The sequence below is a fragment of the Dehalococcoidales bacterium genome, from assembly GCA_028716225.1.
Classification (GTDB): Bacteria; Chloroflexota; Dehalococcoidia; order Dehalococcoidales; family UBA5760; genus UBA5760.
On the sequence record JAQUQE010000067.1, the window covers coordinates 1 to 5815 of the forward strand.

The following is a 5815-nucleotide window of genomic DNA, read 5'->3' on the forward strand; positions in this document are numbered from 1 at the left end:
CTTTGTTCGCTGATCCTGTCTAGCACTTTGATCAGTTCTTTCCGGACCTTGTAGATGTATTTGATGCGATAGGCGAGCCGCCCCTCATGTACGAAGATGTGTGGGCATTGTTCAAAGATCTCGAGGGAGATTCCTTCTCCCTCGTAGGCAAGGCCGATATATTTGATGTCTTCCCGAGTTAGATAGTCTTTCATTCTTCTCCCTCCCCTTACCCGCACCGGTGGCAGACGTTCTCCTCCTTCGCGATGAGTTCGTCCAGTTCCTCGAAGGTGTCTACCGGGTTCATGACGAAGCCAGTGTCCTTCTCGACGATCTGTTTGAGTGCTCCGAGCCAGTAGGCGTTCGCCCTCTCGTACACCATTCCATCCGCCCCCTTGAGCAGCTGGTTGATCTGATCCACTGTTCCCTCGAGCGCCTCGAAGAGGTCCTCGAGTTCGTTTTTGATTTCTTCGTGCTTGGTCATTTGATTCATCTCCGTTTTAACCGTGTGTCACACACACAATATGTTATTAGTTGGTATACGCAATAAAGGTATGGGTGTATTCAAAATGACGATCGAAACAACGGTTAAATAGTATCTCAACAAATATATTATTATAACTTTTCAGGTGATACTGAATGAAGCGTGTAGTAGAAAGGAAAGGCGAATTGTATTCCCCGACATTGATCCAAATCCCTGTCGAGTTGAAACGGCAGGCAAAGGAACATGGGATCAACTTGACGAAGGTTCTCGTCGACGCATTGCAAGATAAGCTGGATGAAGTGGAGAGGATTGCAGATTGTATCGCGGACAATATAGAAGGAGCGTGAGCCCGATGGGAGAAACGCAGTCTGTTCGGAGAACCATATGTTTGACTCTCGACCCTGAATTAGTTGCAGTGCTCGATGAGTTGCGCGATGATATTCCTCGATCCAGGTTCATTGAATCGCTGTTGATTGATATACTGAATTTACACACAGACAAAACCACGGAGCCGAGATAAACTTCTTCTCGTATTCTCCATAATTTTATATACGAGGACCAGGTTATATTTAAGCAACGGATTCTTGATCATATCCGGTGCTTTATGACTCAGCAGAACTCAAAGAACGGATTTACGCGTACAAAGTTTAGTAGGCGCAACAATAACGTTGCGCCCGACGTCAAGATCGGCGTCGGTGAGAGGAAACTCACTATTAAGCAGCGCAAGTTCGCAGATGAGTTTCTCCGTACGGGCAATGCTGCACGATCCTACATCAATGCAGGCTATTCGTGTGGCAGGAAAGAAAACGCCAACAGCAATGCCAGTGTGTACGCGCATGCTCTTCTCCGCAATCCAAAGATCGTCGAATACGTCGAGGAAGTGAATGGGAAGATCACGAATGAGCGCATAGCAGACATCATCGAAGTTAAGGCGTTCTGGACCACTGTGCTTCGAGACCCCGAAGCAAAGATGCCCGACCGATTAAAGGCATCTGAATTCATTGCAAAGACGAACGCGGCCTTTATCGACCGCGTTGAACACTCTGGTGGAGTTAAAGTCGAGCATGAACACAGCCTCGTCCAAGACATCATCGCAGAACATCCAGACCTTGCTAAACAAGTCCGGGATATTCTCCGAAGTCGCTTGGGCACGAACTGATTACGCGTACTACGTACATTACGTACACCGAGGAAACCATCGTCCAGCAAAGCATACTGATTTTATTTGCGAGATACTCGACCGTGTTGAAAAGGGAGAAATAACAAGGCTTATCTTAACCCTACCCCCAAGACACAGCAAGTCGATGACCGTATCCGAAACATTCCCATCCTACTTCATAGGAAAAAACCCAGACCGCAAAGTAATCGAAGTAAGTTACGGAGACTCACTTGCAAAGAAATTCGGACGCGCCAACAGACGCAAAATAGAAGAATACGGGCAACATCTATTCGGGATACGTATATCTCCAGAGAACGCATCCGTGACCAACTGGAGTATACAGGGGCATAGTGGTGGCATGGTCAGTGCCGGCATTGGCGGCCCGATCACTGGAGAAGGTGCGGACCTGTTGATTGTAGATGATCCCATCAAGAACAGGGAGCAGGCAGAGTCCGTAACATATCGAGAGAAGATATGGGATGAGTGGCAGAACACTCTTCTTACCCGGCTCCACCCGGGAGCCCGTATTATCATTATCATGACACGCTGGCATGAGGATGATCTTGTTGGCCGTCTTCTTGACACAGAAGGCAACCAATGGACTGTCGTTAATTTTCCGGCCGAGGCAGAGGGGCGTGACCCCCTCGGACGGGCAGTTGGGGATCCTCTTTGGCCTGAACACGGGTATGGATCTGCCTGGCTTGCAGAGACCAAGATTCGTGTGGGCTCTCGTGTCTGGAACGGTTTATTCCAGCAAAGACCCACTCCACAGGAAGGCAGCATCATAAAACGGCATTGGTGGCGTTTCTGGCGCTACCCGAACCGTGATATGCCTCCCGTAGTTGTTCGTGATGAGAGAGGGGAGTATGTTAACGTGGAGGCCGTACCACTCCCGATAGCTTTTGAAGAGATGGCACAGTCTTGGGATATGGCATTCAAGGACACACAAGAAAGCGCGTACGTTGTCGGGCAAGTCTGGTCGCGTAGAGGCGCTGAGAAGTTCTTAATGGATCAGGTGCGGGAAAGATTAGATTTCGTTGAAACAGTTAGCGCAGTTAAAGCATTGAGTGCAAAGTGGCCGCACACATACTGGAAGTGGGTCGAGGATAAGGCGAATGGGCCTGCCGTGATATCCGTTCTCAGACAAACGATATCCGGGTTGATACCCATTGAACCTGACGGCAGTAAGGAAGCAAGGGCGTATGCGGTCACCCCGCAGATAGAAGCGGGAAACGTGTATCTGCCACATCCACTTATTGCGCCCTGGGTCAGTACTTTCATCGAGGAATGTGCATCTTTCCCGAATGGTAAGTATAATGATCAGGTCGATGCAATGACACAGGCGTTGAATTGGTGGGTTCAGCGTGAACGGGGCAATAACGACCCAACACAGGATGACGCGTGCGGGGCATTGTTACCATTCGCTGAGTATAGTGATTTTGATTTGCTCGAGTTTGAACACGGCGGATTTACGGGGCTATAACCATGGCAAAGATAGGGGTTAGAACAAAGGAGGAGGGGGAAGTCTATGTTACGGCGTACGGTGGCGTTTATGCTGCCCCAAAGTACGATGCAGAGACCGTCAGGAAATACCGGGAGAACATCTACCTCGCCGGAGCGCTCGATAAGCAGCAGCGCACCCTGTTCAGGGACAGGAAGGATTTTTCGATCTACGCCATCGACCCGGATACAGGCGAACCGGACCTTGACCTGTCAAAGCAGGTCCAGACCATGGCCGCTGCCCGAGACGTGAACCTGTGGACGAATCTCCAGATCTGTTGGCGAGAATCAGCTACCTGGGGGCCAGCGTTGTTCAACCCTGTATGGGGATACGAAGGCAATGAATACGTCCTGCGTAAACTCCGACATCTCCCATCTGAAACATTCAGCACGCCAGGGAATACATTGGCTTATATACGCAATGACTTGCTCCCCGGGATCTGTATCAACGAGAAGGACGAGATCGAATATTGGCAGCGTCAGGCCAATGGGATCGTCAAGCAGCTGCAGAACGTCGTCATGATCACTGACCCGGTCCGCCCCGGTCTCGGCGGGACGCCGCTGATTAAGCCGGTGATCCCGGTGATCCGGATGCTGGACTTCTCCTGGACCGGGCAGATGCAGCAAAACAACCGTCTCGGAGCCGGTGGACTGTTCTACATTAAGGTCACGCATCCACAGAAGGATGATGTCGCATACGCGCAAAAGATCATCCAGAACATTAACCGGGGCGTAGCGTATCAGTTGCGCGAGAATATGGAACTGGTGAATCTCGGGCTGGCCGAGACGGCGACGGCACTCGAAACGATTCAGGCCCTGGACCAGCTGATCGGGAATTACTTCAGCCCGACAAAGGCCATCTCCAAGGACGGTACGCTGATCGGCGGTTCGAGCAACCCGGAATACGATCTGTATATGTCATATATCCAGGGACAGCAGTCATGGGTGGAGGCTGCCTTCGAATACCTGCTGCAGCCGTATCTGGACGTAAACGGCTATGACGGCTACCGGATCATGGTGGATATCCCTTCCCCGCAAGTTGAGAAGAGCGAACTGTGGCTTAAAGTGGCAGAAGTAGGCCACAAGACACAGACACTCTCCATCAATGAGCGTAGGAAGATCTTGTCCTGGACCGGTGCTGATCTTGAAGAACTGGATGAGGAAGAACTTGTTGCTCTGAAGGAAGAATACACCGGCTCCGCGCCCCCTCCCGAAGATCTTCAGGCAGTAGAGACGGTAGCGAAGATCATGAATGCGGATCCTCTCGATCCGTACTCCATCATCGACCAAGCAATAGCTCAGAAGATCGTTAAGGACAAACTCCGGATCAAGGACACGAAGTAAAATGGCCAACAGAAAGTTCTCCCCCGATTTCCTTAAAGACCCGACGCGGGCAGACAGGATTATTCAGGAATACGAGAAGCAGATCGTCAAATTGTTCGAGACCTTCAAAGTGAAGATATTCGAATTGTTCGAGATCACAGATGAAGGCCGGACTCATACATCTATTGTTGTCGAACCGGATGTCTTCTTTGCGCTCATCGATCGACTGATAGAGGAAGAAGTTCTTTATCCTGGCTATACGATCATTGATGCTAAGACCCATCAGGCGTACATCCAGGGAGACCGTTTTGCTGGCATCATGCTCGGTGCGCCTCTTGAAGTGCGGCGTACTGAGTGGGACAAGATCAGGAAGTTGCTCACCGAGAAGACGAAGGGGGATTTCAAAGGTGTAACCGACGAGACAGCAAAGCGTATTCGGGCAACGATCGGGGACGGTATTCTGAATGAAGTATCGGCAGGGAAGATTGCTCGCAGCATAGTGAGAGACATTGATAGCGTTGGTATCGTCAGGGCTACGGCGATGGTCCGTACTGAAACCATGAAGGCAGTCAACCGCGGGATACACGACAGATACGTTGGTGCTGGCCTGACGGACGAAGATGAAGAATGGCTGACGGCAATCGACGATAGGACCTGTGACGAATGCCTGGCAAATGATGGAAAAACGATCAAGGAGATCGGGGAACGGCCTCCTTTACACCCGAATTGTCGGTGTACCATCATTCCGAAGATCAGGGTCCCGAGAGGCGATATAGAGGAGGAAGAATAAATGGGATGTGAAAGAACAGCAGGTAAAACAACTTGTAAACAGACTGTCCGTTTTTACCAGTCTGAACCGGGGCTCGTGGGGTCTCATGATGCGATTCTACACCTCCTGAACCGGAGGGTCGGAGACGACTATCTTCCGGTCGAACCCTTTGAGGCAACGATCGACGATTGGAACGGCATTCCCTTGATCTTTGCTGCGAGGCACATTGAGTTCTCGTGCAGTTTCCCCGCACACAAAGACAAGAATCTCCAGACTTATCTGGAAGGTGTGTCGGGCGTGATTGTCGGGGAACTATCAGACTCGCGTATCGAGCAGGCTGGACGTCCGAAACTCATGACGAAGTTCAACTTCGGGGAGGGTACAGCAAAACGGCTATTTGAAGAAGGACTGATTGATGAGAAGACATACAAGGCATCAGTAGCAGCGATCCCCATTGTTCAGAAACTCGTCGATGAAGGGAAACTTTCGCTATCAAGCGCATTTTGCGCCCCGGATGACGGTAATGGTTCAATCGCTGGAACGGTTCGACCAAATCATGTCTTGCTGTTTGAAGAGTCTGCGCAGAACCAGCCGAAAGACC

8 protein-coding genes are annotated in these 5815 nt (G+C 50.6%); 6 read left to right on the forward strand and 2 right to left on the reverse strand.

Annotation, left to right across the window (positions count from 1 at the left end):
* On the reverse strand, positions 1-194 hold a 194-nt coding region (locus PHI12_13130), incomplete at its 3' end, for a hypothetical protein (protein ID MDD5511735.1).
* A 14-nt stretch (positions 195-208) separates the two neighbouring features.
* Positions 209-463, reverse strand: coding sequence for a hypothetical protein (locus PHI12_13135; protein ID MDD5511736.1), 255 nt, complete (start codon positions 461-463; stop codon positions 209-211).
* A gap of 155 nt (positions 464-618) precedes the next feature.
* On the opposite strand from PHI12_13135, the gene PHI12_13140 reads away from it, so the two are divergent.
* The 6 genes from PHI12_13140 to PHI12_13165 form a co-directional block, all read left to right on the forward strand.
* Positions 619-810: a hypothetical protein gene (locus PHI12_13140; protein MDD5511737.1), complete on the forward strand. Its 192-nt coding sequence runs from the start codon at positions 619-621 to the stop codon at positions 808-810.
* Between the two features lie 257 nt (positions 811-1067).
* Positions 1068-1622 (forward strand): terminase small subunit, encoded by a 555-nt coding sequence (locus tag PHI12_13145; protein ID MDD5511738.1) that lies wholly within the window; start codon positions 1068-1070, stop codon positions 1620-1622.
* Positions 1528-3105 carry a phage terminase large subunit gene (gene terL, locus PHI12_13150; protein MDD5511739.1) on the forward strand — a complete coding sequence of 526 codons (1578 nt, stop codon included), beginning with the start codon at positions 1528-1530 and terminating at the stop codon, positions 3103-3105. Before PHI12_13145 ends, terL begins: the two co-directional genes overlap by 95 nt.
* A gap of 2 nt (positions 3106-3107) precedes the next feature.
* Positions 3108-4466, forward strand: coding sequence for a hypothetical protein (locus PHI12_13155; GenBank protein ID MDD5511740.1), 1359 nt, complete (start codon positions 3108-3110; stop codon positions 4464-4466).
* A gap of 1 nt (position 4467) precedes the next feature.
* The gene (locus tag PHI12_13160) at positions 4468-5235 is read left to right on the forward strand and encodes a phage minor head protein (protein MDD5511741.1); all 768 of its coding nucleotides are present in this window, start codon (positions 4468-4470) and stop codon (positions 5233-5235) included.
* Positions 5236-5815: hypothetical protein (locus tag PHI12_13165; GenBank protein ID MDD5511742.1), on the forward strand; the 580-nt coding region annotated here is incomplete at its 3' end.

Excerpts from the sequence above, each read along its gene's own strand:
- PHI12_13155 (MDD5511740.1), top strand. The coding sequence starts at position 3,108 with ATGGCAAAGATAGGGGTTAGAACAAAGGAGGAGGGGGAAGTCTATGTT.
- terL (MDD5511739.1), top strand. The coding sequence starts at position 1,528 with ATGAACACAGCCTCGTCCAAGACATCATCGCAGAACATCCAGACCTTG.
- PHI12_13140 (MDD5511737.1), top strand. The coding sequence starts at position 619 with ATGAAGCGTGTAGTAGAAAGGAAAGGCGAATTGTATTCCCCGACATTG.
- PHI12_13135 (MDD5511736.1), bottom strand. The coding sequence starts at position 463 with ATGACCAAGCACGAAGAAATCAAAAACGAACTCGAGGACCTCTTCGAG.
- PHI12_13145 (MDD5511738.1), top strand. The coding sequence starts at position 1,068 with ATGACTCAGCAGAACTCAAAGAACGGATTTACGCGTACAAAGTTTAGT.
- PHI12_13160 (MDD5511741.1), top strand. The coding sequence starts at position 4,468 with ATGGCCAACAGAAAGTTCTCCCCCGATTTCCTTAAAGACCCGACGCGG.